General features: G+C 66.6%; 17 protein-coding genes. 12 read left to right on the top strand and 5 right to left on the bottom strand.

The window, feature by feature from the left end; genetic code table 11:
* Window positions 1–51 precede the first annotated feature (51 nt).
* From AC3A6I_RS00085 to AC3A6I_RS00030, 12 genes are all read left to right on the top strand, one after another.
* Window positions 52–1,128, top strand: a complete 1,077-nt coding sequence (locus tag AC3A6I_RS00085) for a Gfo/Idh/MocA family protein (protein ID WP_487540966.1) — start codon at window positions 52–54, stop codon at window positions 1,126–1,128.
* On the top strand, window positions 1,125–1,958 hold the full coding sequence (locus AC3A6I_RS00080) for a sugar phosphate isomerase/epimerase family protein (RefSeq protein WP_487540965.1): 834 nt from the start codon (window positions 1,125–1,127) through the stop codon (window positions 1,956–1,958). Before AC3A6I_RS00085 ends, AC3A6I_RS00080 begins: the two co-directional genes overlap by 4 nt.
* Window positions 1,959–2,284: 326 nt before the next feature.
* Entirely contained in the window at window positions 2,285–3,859 is a 1,575-nt protein-coding gene (locus tag AC3A6I_RS00075; RefSeq protein WP_487544956.1) for a TIGR04028 family ABC transporter substrate-binding protein, read from the top strand.
* A 68-nt stretch (window positions 3,860–3,927) separates the two neighbouring features.
* Window positions 3,928–4,872 (top strand): ABC transporter permease, encoded by a 945-nt coding sequence (locus tag AC3A6I_RS00070; RefSeq protein WP_487540964.1) that lies wholly within the window; start codon window positions 3,928–3,930, stop codon window positions 4,870–4,872.
* Window positions 4,869–5,738 carry an ABC transporter permease gene (locus tag AC3A6I_RS00065; protein WP_487540963.1) on the top strand — a complete coding sequence of 290 codons (870 nt, stop codon included), beginning with the start codon at window positions 4,869–4,871 and terminating at the stop codon, window positions 5,736–5,738. Before AC3A6I_RS00070 ends, AC3A6I_RS00065 begins: the two co-directional genes overlap by 4 nt.
* On the top strand, window positions 5,738–7,456 hold the full coding sequence (locus AC3A6I_RS00060; RefSeq protein ID WP_487540962.1) for a dipeptide ABC transporter ATP-binding protein: 1,719 nt from the start codon (window positions 5,738–5,740) through the stop codon (window positions 7,454–7,456). Before AC3A6I_RS00065 ends, AC3A6I_RS00060 begins: the two co-directional genes overlap by 1 nt.
* Window positions 7,449–8,492 (top strand): putative FMN-dependent luciferase-like monooxygenase, encoded by a 1,044-nt coding sequence (locus AC3A6I_RS00055; protein ID WP_487540961.1) that lies wholly within the window; start codon window positions 7,449–7,451, stop codon window positions 8,490–8,492. Before AC3A6I_RS00060 ends, AC3A6I_RS00055 begins: the two co-directional genes overlap by 8 nt.
* A 19-nt stretch (window positions 8,493–8,511) precedes the next feature.
* Window positions 8,512–9,129, top strand: coding sequence for a CMD domain protein (locus AC3A6I_RS00050; protein ID WP_487540960.1), 618 nt, complete (start codon window positions 8,512–8,514; stop codon window positions 9,127–9,129).
* Between the two features lie 5 nt (window positions 9,130–9,134).
* Complete coding sequence (locus tag AC3A6I_RS00045) at window positions 9,135–9,749, top strand: alkylhydroperoxidase domain protein (protein WP_487540959.1); 615 nt, start codon at window positions 9,135–9,137, stop codon at window positions 9,747–9,749.
* Between the two features lie 445 nt (window positions 9,750–10,194).
* On the top strand, window positions 10,195–12,060 hold the full coding sequence (locus AC3A6I_RS00040) for an autotransporter assembly complex protein TamA (protein ID WP_487540958.1): 1,866 nt from the start codon (window positions 10,195–10,197) through the stop codon (window positions 12,058–12,060).
* On the top strand, window positions 12,060–15,992 hold the full coding sequence (locus AC3A6I_RS00035) for a translocation/assembly module TamB domain-containing protein (RefSeq protein WP_487540957.1): 3,933 nt from the start codon (window positions 12,060–12,062) through the stop codon (window positions 15,990–15,992). The genes AC3A6I_RS00040 and AC3A6I_RS00035 overlap by 1 nt, the downstream gene beginning before the upstream one ends.
* 163 nt (window positions 15,993–16,155) lie before the next feature.
* A complete protein-coding gene (locus tag AC3A6I_RS00030) occupies window positions 16,156–17,175 on the top strand; it encodes an LLM class flavin-dependent oxidoreductase (protein WP_487540956.1) in 1,020 nt (339 codons plus the stop codon).
* A gap of 444 nt (window positions 17,176–17,619) precedes the next feature.
* On the opposite strand, the gene AC3A6I_RS00025 is transcribed toward AC3A6I_RS00030, so the two are convergent.
* From AC3A6I_RS00025 to AC3A6I_RS00005, 5 genes are all read right to left on the bottom strand, one after another.
* Window positions 17,620–18,747: a glycoside hydrolase family 172 protein gene (locus tag AC3A6I_RS00025; RefSeq protein WP_487540955.1), complete on the bottom strand. Its 1,128-nt coding sequence runs from the start codon at window positions 18,745–18,747 to the stop codon at window positions 17,620–17,622.
* Window positions 18,748–18,773: 26 nt separating this feature from the next.
* Complete coding sequence (locus AC3A6I_RS00020; protein WP_487540954.1) at window positions 18,774–19,628, bottom strand: carbohydrate ABC transporter permease; 855 nt, start codon at window positions 19,626–19,628, stop codon at window positions 18,774–18,776.
* Window positions 19,621–20,565, bottom strand: coding sequence for a carbohydrate ABC transporter permease (locus tag AC3A6I_RS00015; RefSeq protein ID WP_487540953.1), 945 nt, complete (start codon window positions 20,563–20,565; stop codon window positions 19,621–19,623). Before AC3A6I_RS00015 ends, AC3A6I_RS00020 begins: the two co-directional genes overlap by 8 nt.
* A complete protein-coding gene (locus tag AC3A6I_RS00010; protein WP_487540952.1) occupies window positions 20,565–21,908 on the bottom strand; it encodes an ABC transporter substrate-binding protein in 1,344 nt (447 codons plus the stop codon). Before AC3A6I_RS00010 ends, AC3A6I_RS00015 begins: the two co-directional genes overlap by 1 nt.
* An 83-nt stretch (window positions 21,909–21,991) precedes the next feature.
* A complete protein-coding gene (locus AC3A6I_RS00005; RefSeq protein WP_487540951.1) occupies window positions 21,992–22,996 on the bottom strand; it encodes a LacI family DNA-binding transcriptional regulator in 1,005 nt (334 codons plus the stop codon).
* Window positions 22,997–23,378: the final 382 nt, after the last annotated feature.

Raw genomic sequence — 23,378 nt, 5'->3', positions numbered from 1 at the left:
GGCGCTCATCCAGCGGTCTCGACGCCGCACACACCATACTGGGAGGTAGTCATGTCGAAATACTCGGTGGTCATTGCCGGCTGCGGACCACGCGGCGCATTCCACGCCGAAGGATTTACAGCCAATGCCGATCGCTTCGACCTGCAGGCGGTGGCCGATCTCGACGATGGTCGCGCGCAGGCCATGGCCAAGCGCTTCAACGTCGAGAATGTCTATAACGACGCCGACGCCATGCTGGCCGCCCACAAGCCGGACGTCTTCTGCTTCGCCACCCTGCCCCACGTCCGCCTGTCGCTCATCGAACTCGGCATCAAGCACAAGGTGAAGGTGATCGCCTTCGAGAAGCCGGTCGCCACCGAGCTGCCCGAGGCCAGGGAGATCTTCGACCGCTGCCGCGCCGCCGGCATCAAGCTGATCGTCTCGCACCAGCAGAAATACGGCAAGGCCTGGCATGTGGTGAAGCAGCTCGTCGATTCCGGCGAGATCGGCGAGGTCACCAAGATCCACGCCACCGCCCGCGCATGGCTCAGCCAGCTGGGCACGCACATCATGGATTACATGCTGTGGTTCAATAACCGCTCCAAGGTGAAGTGGGTGGTCGGCCAAGCCATCGGCACCGGCATGCTGACCGACTCGCACCCCTCGGCCGACTACGTGATCGGCAGCATGGAGTTCGAGAACGGCGTGCGCGGCATCATCGAGTGCGGCGCCCACGCCCCGCATTTCGTGCCGGGCGACAACCCGCTGCGCGACATCAAGTTCTGGACCGACAGCGCGCTGACCATCCACGGTACGCATGGCTATGCCCGCGTCACCACCGGCAATGGCTGGCAGGCCGTCACCAAATCGAGCAAGGGCGAGATGCTGAGCGGCGACGGGTTCTTCAACCCGTCCTACGAGCAGCCGCTCTACATCCGCGACCTGGCCGACTGGCTCGACGGCAAGCTGGCCGTGCACCCCTGCGACGGCGAGATCAGCTATCACGGCTTCGAGGCGGTGATGGCGCTCTACATGTCGGCCCTCGACCACAAGAAGGTCGACCTTCCCCTCAAGGACATCCCCCCGGGCTCGCTGATCGAACGCCTGGGCCAGGAACTTCCCACCAGCGACGAGTATCAAGGACAATGATCAGGCTTGGAGGATACGGCGTTCCGCTCGATCTCGACGATCCGCGCGACATCGCCAAGGCACATGTGGACTACGGCTACCGGGCAGCCTACTGCCCCAAGGTCGAGCTCAAGGACAAGACGCGGATCAACGCGATCCGCGACGCCTTCGCGGCGGCCGACGTCGAGATCGCCGAGGTCGCCGCGTGGTGCAACGTCTCGGCGCCCGAGCCGGTCAAGCGCAAGAAGAACCGGGCCTATGTGAAGGATCGGCTGGCGCTCGCCGACGAGGTCGGCGCGCGCTGCGCCATCACCTATATCGGCTCGCTGGCCGAGGGGGCGGAGTACCAGCCCCATCCCGACAATCTCACGCAAAAGGGCTTCGACGAGTTCGTCGAATGCGCACGCGAGATCATCGACGACGTTAAGCCCAAGCGCGCCAAGTTCTGCCTCGAGATGATGCAGTGGGAGCTGCCCGATAGCCCTGAAGTGCTGCTCGAGCTGATCAAGGCCATCGACCGGCCGGCCTTTGCGGCACATCTCGATCCGGTGAACCTGATCGTCTCGCCGCGGCAGTATTACGACACCACCAGCCTCATCAAGCGCTGCTTCGAACTCCTGGGGCCCTACATCATCAGCGCCCACGCCAAGGACCTCACACTGGGCGACAAGCTGTCGCTGCACCTGAGCGAAGTCATCCCGGGCCTTGGCGGTCTCGACTACCGCACCTATCTCAGCCTGCTCGACGGCCGCGGTATCCCGATCATGCTCGAGCACCTGCCCGATACGGACTACCCGGAGGCTCGCGATCACCTGAAGCGAACCGGCAAGGAACTGGGCATCGACATCTAGGCGTCAGGTCGGCGCCAGTTCTACATGAGAAGAGTAAGGCCCCGGGGCGTGCGTTCTACGCCCCGGGGCCTTGGCCTTTGTCGGTTATGACCGCGGGACGGTATCCTTGGACAGCGTCGCGCCGCGGAATAGCCAACCCAGATCGCCTCGCTACATAGACGACTGTTTCTATAGACTTAGTTGATAACGATCGGGATGAGACTACCCTTGCGCATGTTCCGGCACAGGCTGGACGCATGTTCAAGGAGGCAGCGTTGGTTCGCTCCATTTTCTCACTCACCCGCCGCTCGGCGCTGAAGGGTCTTGCCGGAGCGCTGCTCGCCGGCATGGCCATGTCGCCCGCCCTGGCCCAGGATGCGCCTGTCACCGGCGGCACCCTGATCTACCTGGAGCAGCAGGCGCACACCAATCTCTATCCCCCGGCGGGCGGCTTCTACCCGAACGGCGGCGTGCTCAACCAGATCACCGACAAACTGACCTACCAGAACCCCGAGACGCTCGAGATCGAGCCGTGGCTGGCCGAGTCGTGGGAGGTGAACGACACCGCCACCGAGTACACCTTCAAGCTCCGCCCCGGCATCACCTTCTCGGACGGCACGCCGCTCGACGCCAAGGCCGTGGCGCTCAACTACGACATCTTCGGCCTCGGCAAGCCCGACCTGAAATACCCGGTCTCGGAAGTCATCAACAACTACGACCACTCCGAGGTCATCGACGACCTGACTGTGAAATTCTATTTCAAGGCCCCCTCGCCCGGCTTCCTGCAGGGCACCTCGGTGATCGGCTCGGGCATCGTCTCGGCCTCGACGCTCGCCCGTCCCTATGACGAACTGGGCGACGCCACCAAGATCATCGGCTCGGGCCCGTTCGTGGTCGAGAGCGAGAACCTGGGTAAGGAACTGAACCTCAAGGTCCGTGAGGACTACAACTGGGGTCCGGTGAACTTCGCGCACCAGGGCCGCGCTTACCTCGACGCCATCAAGTACATCATCACCCCCGAGGACAGCGTCCGCATCGGCGCTCTTCTCGCTGGCCAGGCCGACCTCATCCGCCAGATCCAGGCCTATGACGAAGCCCAGGTGATCGATGCCGGTTACTCGATCTTCGCCCCCGGCACGCGCGGCATCAACGACGCCATCTCGTTCCGGCCGGACAATCCGCTGGTCGCCGACGTGAAGGTGCGCCAGGCGCTGCTCTACGCGACCAACCGCAAGGAAATCGTCGACACCCTGTTCTCGGCCAACTATCCGCTCGCGACCTCGATCCTGTCGTCGCAGGCCGCCGGCTATGTCGATCTCTCCTCGAAGCTGATCTACGACCAGGAAAGGGCCAAGGCGCTGTTCGCCGAAGCCGGCTGGACCCCAGGCGCCGATGGCACGCTGAAAAAGGACGGCCAGAAGCTCGACCTCACCGTCTACGTGTCGCTGCCGCAGCCGCAGAACGAGGGCGTGCTGCAGCTCCTGGCCCAGCAGTGGGCCCAGGTCGGCGTCAAGCTCAACGTGCTCGCCGGTGATGCCGGTAGCCGGACGCTCGATCTGCTCGATCCGCTCAAGACCCCGGTCAACGTCACCATGGTCGGCCGCGCCGATCCGGACGTGATCAAGTCCGGCTACCATCCCAAGAACCGCGACTGGCTGCTGCAGGCCGGCGGCTCGAGCGACAAGACCGCGTTCACCGACGAAAAGCTCAACGCCCTCCTCGAAGGCCTCGCCGCCGAGACCGACCGTGAAAAGCGGCTCGCCATTGCCGGTGAGATCCAGAACTACGTCGTCGATCAGGCCTACACCATCCCGTTCTTCGAGGAGCCGCAGGCCTTCGCCACCGCGCCCTATGTCAACGGGATCGGCTTCGAAGCCGTGGGCCGGCCGAGCTTCTACAACGTCTGGCTCGCCGCACACTGATCGCGCCAACGCCTTCGGCCCCGGGCAAAACGTCCGGGGCCATTGACCATTTCAGCCGGAGCGCCGCCATGTCGCGCTATATTCTGAGCCGGATCGGCCAGGCCCTGTTCGTTTTGTGGGTTGCCTTCACCGCGTCCTACCTGCTGCTGCAGGCGCTGCCCGGCGATGCCATCCTGATCAAGTTCCAGAACCCCGAGCTCGGCCTCGGGCCGGAGCAGATCGCCGCACTGCGCGAGGCCTACGGCGTCGACAGCCCGCTCTGGCAGCAGTACCTGCAGGCGCTCGGCAACTTCCTTACCGGCCAGTTCGGCTATTCGGTCGTCGGCTCGGTGCCGGTGGCGCACGAATTGCTGTCGAATCTGCCGGCCACTGCCCGGCTTGCGACCTTCGGCTTTCTCCTCGCCGTGATCCTCGCCTTTGCGCTCGCCTTCCTCGCGACGCTCGCCCCGTTCAAGTGGCTGCGCGCCGCCATCCAGGCCATCCCCGCCGTCTTCGTCTCCGTGCCGGTGTTCTGGCTCGGCATCATGCTGATCCAGATCTTCTCGTTCCGGCTGAAATGGATCTCGGTCATCAACCCGGGCGAGATCGAGGGGCTGATCCTGCCCGTCATCACCCTCGCCGTGCCGATCTCGGCGCCGCTGGCGCAGATCCTGATGCGCAATATCGACGAAGCCTCGACCCAGCCCTTCGTCGCCGTGGCACGCGCGAAGGGCGCTTCGCCGAGCTGGGTGCTGTGGAAGCACATCGCCAAGAACGCCCTGCTGCCCACCCTCACCATCGCGGGTATCCTGTTCGGCGAGCTGCTGGCGGGCGCGGTGATCACCGAGACGGTGTTCGGCCTCAACGGCATTGGCGGGCTGACCGAGCGCTCGGTGCGCTTCCAGGACACTTCGGTGATCCAGGCCGTGGTGGTGTTCTCGGCCGCCGCTTTCGTGCTGGTCAACCTCGTCGTCGACCTCCTCTACCCCGTGTTCGATCCGCGCCTGAGGAAGGCCAAGGGAGTTTTGGCATGAGCAGCATCGGTTCCGTGGACGGGCTCGTCTCGCACAAGCGTAACACCCTCGCTGCCGGGCTGACGGCGCGGATGAAGAACGTGTCGCCCGGGCTGGTGATCGCCTGGATCGTCATCGCCAGCGTCATCCTGTTCGCGCTGTTCCCGCAGCTCTTCACCAGCTTCAACCCGGTGCAGGGCGTACCGGCCGAAAAGCTCAAGGCGCCGAGTGCGCTGCATATCCTCGGCACGGATTCGCTCGGCCGCGACCTCTTCGCCCGCATCGTCTATGGCGCGGTGCATTCGCTCACCGGCGCTTTCGTCGCGGTCGCCGTCGGCCTCGTCGTCGGCACCGCGCTCGGCGTCCTCGCCGGCTCGACTGGCGGGCTGGTCGAGGAGGCCATCATGCGGCTCGTCGACGTGCTGCTGTCGATCCCGGGCCTGCTGCTGATGCTCTCGATCATCATCCTGCTCGGCTTCGGCACGGTGAACGCCGCCATCGCGGTCGGCATCACCTCCGTCGCCGCCTTCGCCCGCCTCGCGCGCTCCGAAGTGGTGCGGGTCAGGCGCTCCGACTATGTCGAGGCGGCGTTCGGCTCGGGCGGCACCTTCTTTGCCGTGCTGCGGCGGCACGTACTGCCCAACTCACTGGTCTCGGTGTTGGCTTTCGCCGCGCTGCAGTTCGGCAGTGCCATCCTCGCCATCTCCACGCTCGGCTTCCTCGGCTACGGCGCGCCGCCGCCGACGCCCGAATGGGGCCTCTTGATCGCCGAAGGCCGCAACTACATCTCGACCGCCTGGTGGCTGACCACGGCGCCCGGCATCGTCGTCGTGCTGGTGGTGCTCGCGGCCAACCGCATCAGCCGCTCGCTCGGGGGGAACCGCTGATGACCATGCCCCTGCTCTCGGTCGAAAACCTCTCCGTCGCCTATCACGAGGCCGGCCACACCGCCCGCGTCACGCACGAGGTCAGCTTCGCTATCGCGGCCGGTGAAGTCGTGGCGCTCGTCGGTGAATCCGGCTCGGGCAAGACCACCACCGCGCAGGCCGTGATCGGACTCCTGCCCGATAACGGCCGCATCGAAACTGGCGCCATCCGCCTCAACGGCGAGGACATCTCGCGCTGGTCTGGCAAGCGTTTTGACGCCATCCGCGGCAGCCAGATCAGCCTAATCCCGCAGGACCCGACCAGCTCGCTGAACCCGGTCAAGACCATCGGCGCACAGGTCGGCGAAATCCTCCGCATCCACGGCGAGCGCGACAGCAAGGCCATCGACGCCCGCGTCGTCGAGCTCCTCGCCCGCGTCGGCCTCTCCGACCCGGCACTGCGCGCCAAGCAATATCCGCACGAGCTGTCGGGCGGCATGAAGCAGCGCGTGTTGATCGCCATCGCCATCGCGCTGAAGCCGCAGCTGATCATCGCCGACGAGCCGACCAGCGCGCTTGATGTCACCGTGCAGCGCCGCATCCTCGATTTGATCGACGACCTGCGTCGCGAGAACGGCACCGCCGTGCTGCTGGTGACGCACGATCTCGGCGTCGCCGCCGACCGCGCCGATCGCATCGTCGTGCTGCAGGGCGGCCGCATCCAGGAGACCGGCGACACGAAGTCGCTGCTCGCCGCCCCGCGCAGCCCGTACGCCCAGCGCCTGCTCGCCGACGCGCCCTCGCTGTCTTCCGGTTTCAGGAGAGCCATTACGCCCTCCTCCCCACCAGCTGTCATCCCTGCGAAAGCAGGGATCCATCTATCCCCCCGTGCCGGCGGAGAGTTGGATCCCGGGTCTTCGCCCGGGATGACACCGAGCGAGATTGCGACATCCAGTGAAATAGCCATATCGGTGGACAATCTGGTCCACGAGTTCCACACCGACGGCCGCAAGAGTTTTCGCGCCGTGGACGGCGTCTCCTTCACCGTCCGCCGCGGCACCACGCACGCGATTGTCGGCGAAAGCGGCTCAGGCAAGACCACGACCGTACGCGACGTCGTCGGCTTCGGTCGCCCTACCGCCGGCGCCATCCGCATCGAGGGCACCGACATCGCCTCGCTGAAAGGCGAAGCCTTGCGAAAGTTCCGGCAGACCATCCAGCTCGTCTACCAGAACCCGTTCTCCTCGCTCGATCCGCGCCAGACGGTGTTCGGAATCGTCGAGGAGCCGCTGATCAATTTCGGCGAGCGCGACGCCACCGTGCGGGCCCAGAAGGTCAATGCCCTGCTCGAGCGCGTCGGCCTGCCCGAAGCGCTGCGCGCCCGGCGGCCCCGCGCTCTCTCTGGCGGCCAGCGGCAGCGCGTCGCCATCGCCCGCGCGCTCATCCTCGATCCGAAGGTGCTGGTGCTCGACGAAGCGGTCTCCGCCCTCGATGTCACCGTGCAGGCCCAGATCCTGAAGCTGCTCGACGAGCTGCAGCGCGAGCGCGGGCTCACCTACCTCTTTGTTTCGCACGACCTCGCGGTGGTGCGGCAGATTTCCGATACGGTGTCGGTGCTGCACAATGGCCGGCAGGTCGAGGCCGGCCGGGTGGAGGATGTCTTCCTCCGTCCTCAAAGCGACTACACGCGCGAACTGATCGACGCCATTCCCGGAAAGCGGACCCACGCCAATGCCTGATACACCTCTCCCCAAGCGCCTCGGCTTTTTCACCCGCGTCCTCGACGACACCACACCCGGCGAGCGCTACGCCAATGCGGCCGAGGCGATCGTCCATGCCGAGCAGCACGGCTTCGACAGCGCCTGGGTCGCGCAGCACCATTTCCACCGCGACGAAGGCGGCCTGCCCGCCCCGCTGGTGTTCCTCGCCTATGTCGCGGCGCGCACCACGCGCATCCGGCTTGGCACCGGCATCATCACGCTGCCGCTCGAAAACCCGATCCGCGCCGCCGAAGATGCGGCCGTGCTCGACCTGCTGTCGGGCGGCCGACTCGAGCTCGGCACCGGGTCGGGCGGCACGCCCTCGTCCTTCACCGCCTTCGGCTATGACGTGAAGGACAAGAACGCCATTTACGAGCAGCATCTGGCGATCTTCCGAACCGCGCTTTCGGGCTCGCCTATCGTCGACGACACCCGGCTCTATCCGGCGGCCCCGCATCTGCTCGAGCGGTTCTGGCAGGCGACGTTCTCGGTCGCCGGCGGCATCCGCGCCGGTAAGGCTGGCGACGGGCTGATGCTGTCGCGCACCCAGCCGCGGCCGGCCGACAACCCCAGGGCCACCCTGCCCGATATCCAGCATCCGATCATCGATGGCTATTTCGAGCACCTGCCGCGCGAAATCGCGCCGCGCATCGTCGCCTCGCGCACGCTGTTCGTGGCCGATAGCCGCGAGGAAGCGCGGCGCCATGCCGAGATCGGGCTGCGCAAATCCATCGCCGGCCTCAAGCGCGGCGGGCACGTGTTCGAGGACCACAGCCTCGATGCCCTGATCGCAGCCACCGACACCCATGTCGGCACCGTCGACGACGTGCTCGAGAGCCTGCACTGCGACACCACGCTGCCGCGCGTCACCGACCTCGTGTTCCAGGTCCACTCAGTGGACCCGCCACACGAACTCATCCTGCGCTCCATCGAGCTGATCGCGACCAAGGTCGCGCCGCAGCTGGGCTGGAGCAAACCCGACAAGCCGGCTCCCCGCCTGACCGTCGTGCGCTGACCCATATAGGAGGACTCCAATGACCCAGACCCAGATCGACGTCATCGACCGGCTGGTCGGCATCACGCCCGGCTCCACCCTCGATGCCGTGCGCCGCAACCGCATCCAGGCCCGCGATAACGCCCAGCTGAGCTACGAGGCGTTGTTCGCGCCCAAGACACCCGGCACGGTGCTGATCGAGGAACGCTTCGCCATCGCCTATTTCGTTGCTGGCCTACATCACGACGAGGCCATTGCGAGCTTCTACCGCGAGGGCCTCGGCCACTATGACCGCCCCGGCCTCGTCGGCGCCATCAGCGCCGAAATCCGCCGCGGCGAGACTGCCGGCCCCTATGGCAGCTACCCCGCCGGCCCGCTCAGTGCCGAGGACAAGGCCGGACTGATCTACGCGCCCGACCCGGCTGGCCGTGAAGTACTCGGCCGCCTCGGCGCCGCGCTCACCCACGCCCACCTGCTCGTCTTCCGCCCGCGCGATGCGAGCTCGGCAGCGCTGCAGGCCCTGCTCAATGCCGGCTGGTCGACGGACGATATCGTCACGCTCAGTCAGCTCGTCGCCTTCCTCTCCTTCCAGATCCGCGTCGTCACGGGCTTGCGCGCGCTTGCCGCCGCCGACACCCAGTCCGTCGCCGCCGAGTAACAACCATGACCCAAAGCGCTACACATTCCATCACTTACGACGATCCGAACCGTCCGGTCGCCTTCACCCAGGCCAATATCGGCTGGGCCCCCTGGCTCGAGCCGCTGAAGGAAGAGGACCTGACCCAGCGTCATTGGGACGGCCTCACCGAAGCCAGCCGCGCCAAATCGCCCTATTTCATGCTGCTGGCCCGTGACCCCGACACGCTGCGTGCCCGCACGCTGACCGACAAAGACATCTTCTACAACCCCGACGCCGGCCTGCCGCGCGCCGAGCGCGAGCTCGCCGCTGCCGCCACCTCACGGTCCAACGGCTGCATCTTCTGCGCCTCGGTACACGCTCGCTTCGCCTCCACCTATTCGAAGCGCACGGCCGACGTGGACAAGCTGCTCGATGAAGGCGTCGATGCCGATCTCGGTCCGCGCTGGAACGCGCTCGTCGCCGCCTCAGTCAAGCTCACCGCCACCCCGTCCGAGTTCGGCGCCACCGAGATCGCGGCGCTCCGCGAGCAGGGCCTCGACGACTTCGCCATCGCCGACCTGATCCAGGCCGCCGCTTTCTTCAACTGGGCCAACCGCCTGATGCTGTCGATCGGCGAACCGACCCCGGCTGCCGCCTGACACCGACTGCGATCGGTCACTGCCGGGCGTGGCGTGACTGTGTCCTGTCATGTCGCGCTGACCGGCACGCTCGGTTATGCCGTCGTCGTCGAGGCGGCGACGGAAACCCACGGTGGCGTGGAGCGGCCGCGAGATCCGAGGCTATGAGCCAGAGTTGGACGGCGGGACTGTCGGACCTCCGGCCCTACATGCCGTGGCTCGTGTCGGCGATTCAAAGCTGGCGGCCTAGCGCGTTTCGAGCACCGATGCTCGCAGGGCACAGTGCCTTATCGAAGCTTTGCATTTTTACTTTCGGGTCATAAACCTGCCGCATACGTGTCCGTGCTATGGTGAGTAAAACGCCGGCCCGGCCATGGGGCGGCATTCCGTAGGGAGCGCCGCGTTGGGTGACGGTGCTGGGCAAGGAACGGAAGTAGTATTGCGGCGGGTTAGATTGGGGCTGGCCATGCTGGCCCTGATGTCGGCGGGAAACGCGCAGGCGTTCGAGTTCCTCGGCATCAAGTTCTTCGAAGAGCAGAGCGAAATCGATGCGGATTCGGTGATAGCCGATCCGCAACCCTATACGGCCGAACTCACCACCGGCGCCACCGGTCCCCTCGAATCCGCCATACGCAACGCCTCGAGCTTGTTGGCGGAGCAGGGCGAGCCTGCGTCCGGCGCCGCCGGCCTCCTCGCCCGCGCGCGTGGCGACTACAAGCGCATCCTCGGCGCCCTCTACGACCAGGGCTATTACGGCGGCACGATCAGCATCCTGGTCGGCGGCCAGGAGGCGGCAAAGATTCCCCCCGACGCGACGCTGCCCAAGCCGGTCGCCGTGCAGCTCAAGGTCGATCCCGGCCCGCTGTTTCACTTCGGCCGCATCGGGATAGCCAACCGCGCCCCTTCGGGCGTTGCCGCCGACGATTTCGTCGAGCCACCCGAGGAGATCGGCTTTGCCTCGGGCGAAGTCGCGCGTTCGACCCTGATCGTGCGGGCCGAGACGCTTGCCGTCGAAGCCTGGCGGCAGCTCGGATACGCCGATGCCCGCGTCGCCGACCGGCAGGTGGTCGCCGACCATGCGACCGACGCCGTCGATGTCGCGATCCTCGTCGAACCGGGCCGGCAGGGCTTCATCGGCCCGGTCGAGGTGCGCGGCACCGAGCGGATGGATCCTGTCTTCGTCGCCCAGCAGACCGGGCTGCAGACCGGCGCCGAGTACGACCCCGACGACATCTCGCGTGCCGAAAAGCGGCTCGCCCGGCTCGATGTGTTCCGCGCCATGCGGGTCGAAGCGGCCGGCGCCATCGGCAGCGACGGCATCCTGCCGATGAACGTCATCGTCGAGGAGCAGGCGCAGCGCCGCTTCGGCGTCGGCGCCACCTATTCCAGCATTGACGGGCTCGGGCTCGAGGCTTTCCACCTGTGGCGCAACCTGTTCGGCCGGGCCGAGCGGCTGCGGCTCGATGCCAAGGTCGCCGGCATCAACTGGCCGGTCGATACCGCCGAGTTCGACTACGCATTCGGGGCCACCTTCACCAAGCCAGGCTTCCTCAACCCGGACAACGACCTCGTCGCCGCCATCGCGGCCGAGCGCACCGTGCTGCCCGCCTATACCGAGACGTCGGCGCTGGCGCGGCTGGGCATGACGCAGTATCTCACCGACGACATTACCCTCGACGGCAGCCTCTACTACGAGCGCTCGCAGTTCGACGACGACTTCGGCACCCGCGACTTCTCGCTCGCCGGCTTCAACGCGGGCGTCATCTGGGACGGGCGCGACAACGAGCAGGATGCGACCGAGGGTTTTTACCTCGCCGGTACCGCCGAGCCGTTCTACGAGTTCGAGCACGGCTATCTCGGCTTCCGCGCCACCGCCGAGGCGCGCGGTTACTGGAGCTTCGTGCCCGACGACAGCTTTATCCTCGCGGCGCGCGGCAAGGTCGGCGTGCTGCTCGGTCCCGATATCGAGGACATCCCGCCCGATCGGCTGTTCTTTGCCGGCGGCGGCGGTTCGGTGCGCGGCTACCCCTATCGCGGCATCGGCGTGCGCAACCCCGACGATACGATCAGCGGCGGCCGCTACCTGCTCGAAGGCTCGGTCGAAGCGCGCTACCGCGTCACCGACGAAATCGGCGTGGTCGGCTTCGTCGATGGCGGCTATGTCGCGGCCGACACCTTCCCCAGCATCGACCAGCTGCGCATCGGCGCCGGCATTGGCCTGCGCTACTACACCAGCCTCGGCCCGCTGCGGGCCGATATCGCCATCCCGATCAACAAGCAGTCGGGCGATCCGGACTACGCGCTCTATATCGGCATCGGGCAGGCCTTCTGATGCGGCAGCTCGTTGCGATAGCCGTGGTCGGCGGCGCACTGGCGATGGCGGTGCCGCTCGTCGCGCAGGACCAGCAATCGCCCGAGCAGCAGCGCGACTGGTTCGTGCAGTTCGTCGAAGGCCAGCTCTCCACTCCCGAGCGGCAGATCCGGCTTTCCAATATCGACGGCATCCTCTCGAGCCAGGCCTCGGTGCGCGAGGTGACGATCTCGGACGGCGAGGGCGTCTGGCTCCGCATCAACAATGCCGCGATCGACTGGGACCAGGGTGCGCTGTTCGGCGGGCGGCTGCTGGTGCGCGAGCTCAAGGCCGACAGCATCGAGTATGTCCGCAACGCCGTGCCGAGCGGCGATGTCAACCTACCGGCGCCCGAAGCGCAGCCGCTGCAGATCCCGGAATTCCCGGTGGCGATCCAGCTCGACAAGCTGTCGGTGCCGTCGGTCACCTTCGGCGAAGGCGTGTTCGGCCTCGGCTCTGAGATCTCCCTCGAGGGCCGGCTGCTGCTCGAGGGCGGCTCGCTCGATTCCGCGCTGAATATCACCCGCCTCGATGGCCCCGGCGGCAAGCTCACGGCCGATGTGAAGTTTGCCCGAGCCGACAATACCGTCGACCTCGCGGTGACGCTGACCGAGCCGCCCAACGGCATCGTCGCGAACCTGCTCAACATCGAGAACCGGCCCGAGATCGCGCTCAGCATCACCGGCCAGGGCCCGGTCGACAATCTCACCACCGCGATGACGCTCGATGCCGGTGGCACACGCGCCCTCGCCGGCACCGCGACCATTGCCGGCGCGCCGGGCGGGCTCGCCATCAATGCCGATCTCGGCGGTCCGATCGGGACGCTGATCGCGCCGACCTATCGCCCCTTCTTCGGCGCCGAGACGCACCTGACGGCGGCGGCGCTGGTGAAGAGCGAAGGTGGCATCGAGGTTTCCGATTTCGCGCTGAGCGGCGGCCAGCTCGCGCTCAACGGCCAGCTGACCACCACCAGCGACGGCTTCCTGAGCCTGCTGGCCATCGACGGCGTCATCGCCGATCCGGCCGGCGCACCCGTGGTGCTGCCGGTGCCGGGCGGCGCGACCAGCATCCAGCGCGCCGACCTCAATGTCGATTTCGGCAGCGCCGGCAGCGACGACTGGACTGCCAACGTCAACGCGCAGAGCTTCACCAATGGTAATCTCGCCGCGCGCGAGCTGACCATCGCGGCAAGCGGCGTTGCCGCCAATCTCACCGACCCGACCCAGCGTCGGGTGACCTTCAATGCCGACGGCAATATCGCCGGCATCACCAGCGCAGATCCCGACATCACCGCAGCGCTCGGCGACGGCGCCGGCTTCGGCCTCGCGGGCCTGTGGAATGCCGGCGAGCCGGTGCAGATCGCCGAGCTGCGGCTGGTCGGCAAGGCGCTGACCATGGCGCTGGCCGGCAAGATCGACAATAACGTCTTCGATGGTTCGATCGGCATCGAGACGAGCTCGATCGCGCCGTTCTCCGGCCTTGCCGGCCGCGACCTCGGCGGCGCCATGTCGCTCATCGCCACCGGCACCCTGACCCCGCTCAGCGGTGGCTTCGACCTCAATCTCGACGGCACCGCCGACAACCTGCAGCTCTCCGAGCCGGCGCTCGACAACGTGCTCGCCGGCCGCGTCTCGCTGGCCGGGCGTGTCGCACGCAACGAGACAGGCTTCACCGCGCAGGGTTTCAAGCTCGGCAACGACAAGGTGGCCATCACCGCCGATGGCAGCTTTGCCACCGGCGTGGCCGACTTCACCTTCGGCGCCAACCTCACAGACCTGTCGCTGGTCTCCGACAATGCCAGCGGCCCGCTCGCCATCACCGGCTCGGCGCGCGGCAGCGGCGATATCGCGCTTGCCCTTACCGGCGAAGTGCCGCAGGGCCGCCTCGCGGGCAAGGCGCTGAATGGTGCCCGCTTCGGCTTCACCAGCACGCTGGCGCAGACGGGCGGGCTGACCGGCTCGCTCGACGGCAATGCCAGCCTCGACGGCACATCGGTCACCCTCGCCGGTGATCTCAGCAGCAGCGACACCGGCCGCCGCCTCAGCGGGTTGCGCTTCTCGGCCGGCCCGACGCTGCTCGAGGGCGACCTGACGCAGGACGCGCAGGGCCTCGTCACCGGCCAGCTGGTACTGACCTCGCCCGATGTTTCCACCGCCGCCGCGCTCGCCGCCATCCGCGCCAGCGGCAGCGCCAATGCGCGCATCGCGCTCAGCGCCGCCAATGGTCAGCAGGCCGCCGACGTCACCGGCCGTATCGAAGGCCTCAGCGCCAACGATGTGCGGATCGGCGCCGCCGATATCCGCGCCACGCTGACCGACCTGTTCGGCACGCCCGCCATCAACGGCACCGTCGCGGCCCGCACGCTGACCGCCGGCGGCTTCACCGTAGACCGGCTCGACGCCGAGGCGGCGCAGTCGGGCGCTACCACCAACTTCACCGTCAGCGCTTCGACCGAGAGCGACCGCACCCTCGCCAATGCCGGGCTGACTCCGGTGCAGGCGACAGCGCGCGGCAGCCTCACCGGCCGCACCGTCACCCTCGCCGGCCTCTCGGCCACCGGTCGCGGCGGCCTGCAAGTGAGCGGTAGCGGCCGGGTGCCACTCGACGGCAATGGCCTTGCCATCGACATCACCGGCTCGGCCCCGCTGGCGCTCGGCAACCGCTTCGTCGCCGATCGCGGCGGCCAGCTCAGTGGTACCGCCAACCTACGGGCCCGCGTCACCGGCTCGCTCGCCTCGCCGCAATTTTCCGGCACGGTTTCGACCGGCGGCGCCGGCTATGTCGATCCGGCGCTGAACCTGAGGCTCGTCGATATCGGCGGCAGCGCCACACTGTCCGGCCAGCGGCTGGTGATCGACAGCCTCTCGGCCCGCCTCTCCACCGGCGGCTCGATCAGCGCCGCCGGCTCGGTCGGCCTCACCGGCACCAACGCCGCCGATATCACGCTGCGGCTGAACAATGCGCGCTATGCCGACGGCACCATGTTCGTCGCTACCGTGGCCGGCGACCTGCGCCTCTCCGGCCAGTTGGCGCGCGATCCGCTGCTGTCGGGCAACCTGCGCATCGAACAGGCCGATATCACCATTCCCGAGACGTTCGGTGGTTCGGCAGCCTTTGTCGAGGCCGAGCATATCCATATCCCGCCTCGCGCCGCGGCAACGCTCGCCCGCGCCAAGGTCGACCAACGCCCGGCCCGCACTGGCGCGGCGCGCCCCTCGGCGGTGCAGCTCGATATCAACGTCTCGGCCCCCAACCAGATTTTCGTGCGCGGCCGTGGCCTGGATGCCGAAGTTGGCGGCAACGTCCGGCTCACCGGTTCGATCAACGACATCCACCCGGTCGGCAGCTTCCAGCTCAACCGTGGCCGCATGGCGATCCTGGGCCAGCGCATCACCTTCGAGGAAGGCTCGGTGACCCTGATCGGCGATCTCGACCCCTTCCTCGATTTCCGCGCCCGCACCGAGGGCGACGGCATCACCGTGTTCGTCGATGTCACCGGCCGCGTCTCCGAGCTCGATATCGGCTTTTCGTCCAACCCGGCCCTGCCCGAGGACGAGGTGCTGGCCCGGCTGCTGTTCAACCGCTCGATGGGCGAGTTGACCCCGCTGCAGCTGGCACGCCTCGCCGGCGCGGCGGCCGAACTCGCCGGTGGCGGTGGTGGTTCGCTGGTCGACTCGCTGCGCGCCAAGGCCGGCCTTGCCGATCTCGACGTCGTCACCGGCGAGGACGGCAACCTCGCCGTGCAGGCGGGCGCCTACCTGCAGGACAATGTCTATCTCGGCGTCCAGGCCGGCGCCGACGGCAACTCGCGCGTCACGGTCAACCTCGACATCACCAACGACATCCGCGCCAAGGCCTCCGCCGGCACCGACGGCGATACGAGCGTTGGCGTGTTCTACGAGAAGGACTACTAGGGCGGTCTGCAGTCGACCTACCCTATCCACCGGCTGAGCCCGGGGCTGGTTCAACCAGACTTAGAAACGCTCGGCCCGCGTCAGGATCACCGCTGTGCCTGCTTGAAGAGTCCCCTGCCCTTGCGCAAGTAGGGCGCAACGCTACGGCACAGGACATACGGCCATGAAGAAGATCGGTTTCCTCTCGTTCGGGCACTGGAGCGCCTCGCAGCATTCGCAGACGCGCTCGGCCTCGGACACGCTGCTGCAGTCGATCGAACTCGCCGTGGCCGCCGAGGAAATCGGGGCCGACGGCGCCTATTTCCGCGTGCACCACTTCGCCCGCCAGCTCGGCTCGCCCTTCCCGCTGCTCGCCGCCACGGGCGCGCGCACCAGGAAGATCGAGATCGGGACCGCCGTGATCGACATGCGCTACGAGAACCCGCTCTACATGGCCGAGGATGCCGGCGCCGCCGACCTCATCGCCGGTGGCCGGCTGCAGCTAGGCATCTCGCGCGGCTCGCCCGAGCAGGTGATTGATGGCTGGCGCCATTTCGGTTACGCCCCGGCCGAGGGCGAGACCGAGGCCGATATGGCCCGCCGCCATGCCGAGGTGTTCCTCGACGTGATCCAGGGCAAGGGCTTTGCCCAGCCCAATCCGCGCCCGATGTTCCCCAACCCGCCCGGCCTGCTCCGGCTCGAGCCCTATTCGGAAGGGCTGCGCGACCGCATCTGGTGGGGCGCGGCGACGACGCCGACAGCGGAATGGGCCGGCAAGCTCGGGGTGAATCTGCAGAGCTCGACGCTGGTGATGGCCGAGTCCGACAAGCCGTTCCACATCCAGCAGGCCGAGCAGATCGCCGCCTATCGCGAGGCGTGGAAGGCCGCGGGCCACACGCGCACGCCGCGTGTCTCGGTCAGCCGCTCAATCTTCGCCCTCGTCAACGACACCGACCGCATGTATTTCGGCGGCGACGAGAGCCAGGACCACTTTGGTTATATCGAGCCCGGCAAGCAGGCCGTGTTCGGCCGCTCCTATGCGGCCGAGCCGGACGTGCTGATCGAGCAGCTGCGCGAAGACGAAGCCATCAAGGCCGCCGACACGCTGCTGCTGACGGTGCCGAACCAGCTCGGCGTCGAATACAACGCGCACGTTATCGAGAGTGTGCTGAAGCACGTCGCGCCGGGGCTGGGCTGGCGCTAAGCGGCGCCTCGCCTCACCCACACCCACGGTGTCATCCCCGCGAAAGCGGGGATCTCCGTTTGCGGTGGTGCGGGGGAGAACGGAGATTCCCGCTTTCGCGGGAATTGCCAGGTGGTTGGGGCGAGCATCATCGCAACGCCAGCTCGCCGGTATCCGTGCACCGCCACTCCCCCCGCGCCACCGCCCTCTCAGTCGTCATCCGCGGGCTTGACCCGCGGACCCATAGTCAGTCGCAGCTATGCATGGGTGCTCGGGTCAAGTCCGGGCATGATAGTGCTTGGGGAACTCAATGCCCCCACCACCCACCGGGTCACCCCGGCGCAGGCCGGGGCCCATCCCGAGGTCGTCGCGGCCCCTGCGCCGAACCCTTACCCTCTCAGGATGGATTCCGGCCTACGCCGGAATGACATCGTGATTGTGGGCGGTGATTGCCCCCAGCCCCCCTCAAATCACCTCCAGATAATCCCGATCCGGCAGTTGCGGGAACGGCGTCGCCGACAGCTCCTGATACCAGAACGCCACCGAGGCGATGTCGTCCTGCAGCGGCAGATAGCGGCGATCGGTCTTCTCCGTCCGCCAGCCCAGCGCCTGGATCGTCACGCGCAGGTCGCTCTCGAAGCGGATCGGGTCGTTGAGGTGCCAGCGATACATGCCGAAGCGCTGCTGGCTGCGATAGGTCCCGTCGGGCCGCAATACCTGCGGCAGGCCGGAGTAGGGGGTGGTGAACTCGCGGTAGCGGCTGTCCATGGTGTCGTCGACCACGCCGCCATCAAAGTTGTAGGCGCCGCAGAAATAGTCCTCGGTGCCGGTGCCGCAGATGGTTGGGAAGTCCTTGTCCCCGTCCATGAAGAACTTGATCTCGCCCTCGCCCCACCAGCCGGAATTGTTGACGCCCCAGGCCATGTACGTGCCGACGTAGTGGCCGCGGCCCCTGATACCGTCGACGATGGTGTAGTCGGTGCCGAAGGGCAGCGGATTGGTGCGGCGGAACTGGGCGTGGAAGTAAGCCGCGTCCTCGGGCACCTCGGTCAGGGTGTAGTTAATCTGGTAGTAGATGATGCCGAAATTGTCGGGATCGCGGTTCTCGATCTCGATGCGCGCCGCCTTGCGGAACGGCATCTCCCAGTAGCAGTTGAAGGCCCGGCCGGGGTTCACGCACACCGCCAGCGAGGTGACCTGCGCGAACTGGTTCCAGCCCGAGCAGAAGAAGTCGCCCACCGGCGCCTCGACCGACGGATGCTCCTGGTCGTCCCACCAGATCCTGAGGATCAGGTCGCGCCAGCGCAGGTTCGCGGTGGTCAGCCAGATCTGCTGGATGGCGCCCATGCCCTCGATATCGGCGAGCACGCGCGTCTCGCCCGGCTCGATGCGGATCGAGGGCGACATCTTCCAGCCCTGCCCCGAGCCGTCCGGACCGAGCCCGCGCGCGTGCACCTTGCCGGTGCCTTCGGTGGCCATGCCGCCCTTGCCCTTCTCCCCGGTAAAATTCTCGGGCGAGATGGAGCGCGTCTTGGCCGGGCTCAGCCGATAGAGGTTGGAGAGGTTGACGCCGAGGCCGTTGAATACAGTCATCTTGTGGTTCCGTAGAGTGAGTGTCGTCAGCCCTTGAGGCCGGATGTCTTGATCGAGTCCATGATCTGGCGCTGGAAGACGAGGAAGAGGATCAGCATGGGCAGCGCCACGATGGTGGACGCGGCCATGGTGTAGTTCCACGACGCCGAATACTGGTTCTTGAAGTTGGCGATCGCCACCTGCACCAGCCAGAACTGCTGGTCGTTCGCCACCGTCAGCGGCCACAGGAAGCCGTTCCAGTTGGCGAGGAAGAACAGGATAGCCAAGGCCGCGATGATCGGCCGGCTCATCGGCAGGATCACGCTCCAGTAGATGCGCCAGTAGCCCGCCCCGTCGATCACCGCCGCTTCCTCGAGCTCGCGCGGCAGCGACAGGTAGTACTGACGCAGCAGGAATATGCCGAAGGCGTTGAAGATGGCGGGGATGATCAGCCCCTGCCACGAGTTCAGCATGCCGAGCGCCTGCACCAGGACGAAGAGCGGCACGATGATCACCGGCAGCGACACGAGGAAGGTCGAGAACATCGCAAGGAAGATCGTCTCGCGCCCCGGAAAGCGCAGCCGCGCCAGCGCGTAGCCGGCCATGGTGTGGAAGAACAGCGCCAGCACCGTCACCACCGCCGAGACGACGAAGGTGTTGATGAGGTAGCGCCAGAACGGCACCTCGGTCAGCACGTAGACGAAGTTGTCGAGCGTGGGCCGCGGGGGGATCAGGTCGGGCTTGAACACGTCGGTCGGGCCCTTGAAGGCAATCGACAGCATGTAGAGCAGCGGAAAGATCGCCATCAGCGCGAGGATGCACGCGACCAGCATCCAGACGACGCCGACGGTATCGAGCCTGAGCCGCGAGGGCGGCAGGCTGGGAGCGGCAGTATCAGTCATACTGGAACCTCCCGCCGCGGGTCATGAGAAAGAAGACCACCGTCAGCACCATCAGCAGCACGACGAGCAGCGTCGCGATGGCCGAGGCATAGCCGAAGGCCGAATACTGGAAGGCCTGCTGGTAGATGTAGCTGATCAGGAGCGAGGTCGAGTTGGCCGGCCCGCCCTTGGTCATCACGTAGACGAGGTCGAAGGCCTGCGCGCCGGTCACGGCCGCGACGGTCGAGACGATCAGCACGAAGAAGCTGGTCGGCCTGAGCAGCGGCAGGGTGATGAACCAGAAGCTCTGCGTGCGGCTGGCGCCGTCGATCTTTGCCGCCTCGTAATACTCGCGCGGAATGTCCTGCAAGCCGCCCAAAAAGATCAGCATGTAAAAGCCCATCAGGAACCACACCGCCGCCGCGGTGACGGTGAAGAGGGCGAGGTTGGGGTTACCGAGCAGCGACAGCCCGCCGACGCCGAGCATGGACAGCGAGCGCGGCAGCACGCCGAGCTTGTCGACCACCATGAGCTGGAACACCAGCCCGACCACGACGAGGCTCACCATCTGCGGCGCAAAGAACATGGCCCGCAGCACGGTGTTCACCCGGCTCGTCCGCTGCACCAGCAGCGCGAGCCCGAGGCCGACCACATAGAGCACCGGCACCAGCATCACCGCGAAGGTGATCGTCACCCGCAGCGACGACCAGAATAGCGGGTCGACCCACATCTTACTGTAGTTGCCCAACCCGACGAACTTGAAGCCGCCGAAGCCGTCGACCTCGAACACCGAGATGCCGAGCGCCAGCACCATGGGCAGGCCGATGAACAGCAGCAGCCCGATCGCGTCGGGCGCAACGAACAGGTAGCCCGCCAGCATCTCGCGCTGGCGGGTGGTGAGGCCCCTGGCGGCGGGTTTTGCACCCGCCACCTTGGATTGCGTGTCGACCATCGCCATCAGAGCAGCGGCGCGCCGCTATAGCTGGCGAGGAAGGCATCGAGCTGCTGGCTCGCCGCGGTCGCCGCCTGCTGCGGGTCGGTGCCGCCCAGCATGGTCGCCTGGATCGAGTCCGAGATGATCTTGTAGACCTCGGGCGGCACGCGCGGCTCGGCGCGGGTGCCCGGATGGATCTCGGTGGCGAACTTGGCGAGATTGCCCTGGTTGAAGGCGGCCTTGCCGGCTTCGAGCGCCGAATTGCGCGGCGGCATGTCGGACTTGGCCACCGTGCACCAGTCGACCACGCGCTGCACCGAGTCCGGCGCCATCGACGCCAGCGCCCAGGCGATGAATTTCGCCGCCGCTTCCGGGTTCTTGCCCTTGGAGTTGGCTACAAAGGCCCAGCCGCCGCCCACGGTCACATACTTGCCGCCGGTCGGCACGGGCAGCTTGAAGATGCCGTAGGGGACGTCCGGCGCGTTGTTGTCCATCGCCGAAATGCCCCAGATGCCGACATTCTGGATGGCGCAATAGCCCGAGCCGAGATTGGCGACGATGTCGCCGCCGCCACCGCCGAGCACCTGGCGCGGGGCCGCACCCAGGTTTACCGCATCCTGCCACAGCTTCAGCGCCGCGACCGTCGCCGGCGAGTCGTAGGCCGACTTGCCCTCGGCGGTCTGGAACTCACCGCCGCCCTGCCACATGAACGGGTACCAGGTGAAGTTCTGGTAGTAGCCGGGGTTGGTCTCGAACAGGAGCCCATAGCGCTCGTTATTGGTCAGCTTCTGGCCGAGTTCGAGCAGCTGGTCCCAGCTCTCAGGCACGTCGTTCTCGTTGAGCCCGGCATCCTCGAAGGCCTTGACCGAGTAGTAGAAGGCCATCGGCTCCACTTCCATCGGAATACCGTAGATCTTGCCGTCCACCATGCGGTTGGCGATCACGCTTTCGGGGAAATCCGCCTTGGCCGCGTCCTCGATATGGGGCGTCAGGTCGGCCAGCACGCCGCCATTATAGTAGCGCAGGAAATCGCCCGGCGAGATGATGAAGATGTCCGGCCCCTGTCCCGAAGCGAAGGCGGTCGGCAGCGTAGTGCCGTTCATGTACTCGGTGTTGACCACATAGTTGAGGTTCACCTTGGGGTCGTGGCTGGCATTGTAGTCGTCCACCATCTTGATGAACCAGTCGACCTGGGTCTTCACCTCGCCGTCCGGCGCGTAGAACTGCCAGAAGCTCAGCGCATCGTCCTGGGCGAAGGCCGAACGGCCGAATAGCGGCGCCGTGGCGAGGCCGGCGCCAAGCGCGGCGCCGCCCTTGAGGATGGACCGGCGGTTCCAGCCCGCCGGCAGGTTGGTCTTCAAACTCATGGTACTACTCCTCCCAATCGAGTTTTCTCTCGAACAAAAATGACCCCGGCCCTCCCGGCCAAGGGTCCCGCATGCCCGTGCCGTCAGGCGGTATCGAACCTCCTCAGCGCGCAGGGCAGGGTTTCGGAACGGACCGCACCGGTCCAGCGGCCATCCAGCCGATCGCGCAGCAGCTCCAGCGCCTTGGTGGCGAGCAGGGCCGGCTTGCCGCCGACGCGGGTGAGCTTTGGCCGCACATAATCGAGATGGTCGAAATCGTCGAAGGTGGCGACCGCAATATCGGCCGGCGAGCTGATGCCGTTGTCGTGCAGCGCCGCGAGGCCGCCGCGCGCCATCAGCGAGTTGGCGAAGAACACCGCCGTCGGCAGGTTATCGCGGTGCGTGCGCAGCAGCCACTCGATACTCTCGTAGCCGGAGGGCACGAGGTAGCTGCCCTCGTGACACAGCGCCGGATCGATGCTGCCGCCATGCTCGACAAAACCGCGCTCGAAGCCGAGCCGGCGGATCTCGGCCTGCTCGAAGAAACCCGGCCCGGTGATATGGGCAACCCGGCGATGGCCCTGCTCGGCCAAGTACTTGCCCATGGCGTAGCAGCCGCCATCGTCATCGAAGCCGACCGAGTCGATGGCCCGATTGGGCAGGTGGCCCATGAACACGGCCGGCATATCGAGGCTCAGCAGGTCTTCCTGCATGCGGTGGGTGGCGAAGTCGGCGATGATCACCCCGTCGACCCGCTTGTGGCGGATCTGCCGCAGGTATTCGCGCCCATGCTCCACCGAATGGCCGCCCGGCACATCGGTGTTGAACACCAGCGTGTCGAGCCCGGATTGCTCGAGCCCGGACTGAATGACCTTCACCAGCTCGGGGTAGAATGGGTTCTGAATATCGGGGATCAGCACCGCGATCAGGTTGGTGCGCCCGGTGCGCAACGACTGGGCCTGCGGGTTGGGCACATAGCCGAGTTCGGCAATCGCTGCCTCGACCTTTTCGCGCAGGGGCCGCGACACCCGGTCGGCATGGTTCAGCACGTGCGACACTGTCGTCCGCGACACCCCTGCCCGCTCTGCAACCTTGGCGATCGTACTCATCGGGCGGGACCGTAGCTACGTGTGAATGCATTTGCAAATGGATTTGCAAATGCATTTTGGCCGCTGTCGAAGGCCGGTTGAACAGCCCTCAGCGGAGGCAGGTTTCCTCCCCACCCACCGTCATGCCCGGGCTCGACCCGGGCACCCATACATAACCGCGGGTACTATGGGTCCGCGGGTCAAGCCGCGAGACGCCGGCGCCCCACGTCCACACCCTTCGACCTATTTCGAACACCTGCCGGCTCGACGTACGTGCATCATGCCGATACGGTCGCTTCGGGCCGGAGGAGGCCCATTGTGGAGGGACTTGGAACGTGAAGATCACGTCTGTGAAGACGGCCGCCTCGACCGGCCATTGCATGCATCTGTGGGTGAAGATCAC

The sequence above is a fragment of the Devosia sp. Soil_C_22 genome (genome assembly GCF_057657195.1).
This window is presented reverse-complemented; position numbering and strand designations above follow the sequence as displayed.